This is a genomic window from Isoptericola sp. NPDC056605 (genome assembly GCF_042792795.1).
GTDB lineage: Bacteria > Actinomycetota > Actinomycetes > Actinomycetales > Cellulomonadaceae > Isoptericola.
The window spans coordinates 1-1560 of record NZ_JBHTVT010000055.1; the positions used below are offsets into that span (position 1 = coordinate 1).

At 41.8% G+C, this 1560-nt stretch carries 3 protein-coding genes; all 3 read left to right on the plus strand.

The features are described from left to right. The coding region (locus ACFQ8Y_RS22695) for a host-nuclease inhibitor Gam family protein (protein WP_430586800.1) at positions 1 to 261 on the plus strand (261 nt) is incomplete at its 5' end. A gap of 2 nt (positions 262 to 263) precedes the next feature. Continuing rightward, positions 264 to 923 (plus strand): ERF family protein, encoded by a 660-nt coding sequence (locus ACFQ8Y_RS22700; RefSeq protein ID WP_376912390.1) that lies wholly within the window; start codon positions 264 to 266, stop codon positions 921 to 923. Between the two features lie 17 nt (positions 924 to 940). Further along, a partial coding sequence (locus ACFQ8Y_RS22705) for a hypothetical protein (protein WP_430586801.1) occupies positions 941 to 1560 on the plus strand: 620 nt, incomplete at its 3' end.

Consider the following 1560-nt stretch of genomic DNA (forward strand, 5'->3'; position numbering starts at 1 on the left):
CCACAAAAAACACTCAAGCTTCCATACGGCACTCTCAAGCTTATAAAGCAACAGCCGGAATTTCAGCGGAATGATTCAGAGTTATTGGGATATGCCAAGGAAAACGGATTTTTGAAGGTGGCTGAGAGTGTCGATTGGTCATCCATCAAAAGCAAATGCACGGTATTTGGTGACAAGTTAATAGATCCGGAAGGGCAACTTGTTCCAGGTGTTACAGTGGTCGAAAGAGACGATAAATTCACAGTCGTTATGGAGGGGTAAAGGTGAACATTTATCAGAAACTTATCGAAGTGAGAAAGGCTGTTCCGTACTTAAAAAAGGGAAACAAAGGTGAACAATATTCCTATACAAGTTCCAGTCAAGTGGTTGCGGCAATTAGAGAAAAAATGGATGAATTAGGGCTTTTACTTATACCGAGAATTATTGATAAAAATGTACGGACTGAAACAGTTGAATTCAAAGACAAAAACGGAAACGTCAACAAAAAAACAACAACATATTTTACTGAATTGACAATGGAATTCAAATGGATCAATGCAGAAAACCCAGAGGAAACAATGGTTGTACCGTTTTATGCACAGGGTGTTGACAGAGCGGGTGAAAAAGGTGTCGGTAAGGCCCTAACCTATGCGGAAAAATACTTCTTCTTAAAACAATTCAACATCGCAACAGACAATGATGATCCTGATGCGTTTCAACAAAAAGTCGAAGAATCAAAGCCGACTAAGTTAATAACAGAAGAACAAAAAATGGAATTGAAAGATTTAGCGGTTAAATTCGCAGGTCTGCGGGGGCAGGAAGAATCTCTAGTTTATACAGCCCTAAATATAACTGATTTGAATAAACTTCCTGAAGGTCAAGCGGACTTCAATATAAATAAACTCAAACAATGGATTGCAAAAGCAGAAAAAGAATCAGCATAGGAAAGGACTGAGGGAATATGGACGCGTTTCTGATGAATAGGGGGATATTCAATCATGATATATGGTCGGACGTGGTTAAGTTTCGAATTTTCTTCTATCTCATTGGGAACGCGGTTTCCTCAAAAGAAGGCATACAGCAGGACGGCGTACACGTTCAGCAGGGCCAGTATTTGCGGTCACTGCGGAATTTACAAGATGACCTGGCTTATCGGGAGGGCAAGGGCAACAAAAAGAAAGTTTACCCTTTGACTACCCTACGCCGAAAGCTCAAGAGTTTGGAAAATGACGGGGAAATAACAACTAAATTAACTGATAGCGGCACACTCTTCACGGTCGTTAACTATGCGTCATATCAGGGTTTACAGGGTTCAGAAAATGAGATTGTGGCACAGAAACGGCACACCGATGGTACACCAACGGCACAGAAGGAAGAACCCAAACCGAAGAAAAAGCGCTATGTATACGATGAAAAACAAATGGCTCTAGCGGGGCTGCTATGGAAGAAAGTAAAAGTGAATGCGCCGGACATGAAAGAGCCGAATATGGAAAGCTGGGCAAATACCATTAGGCTCATGATGCAGCAAGACGAGCGGACAGGAAAAGACATTCAGGAAGTGATCCTGTGGGCTACCGGTCA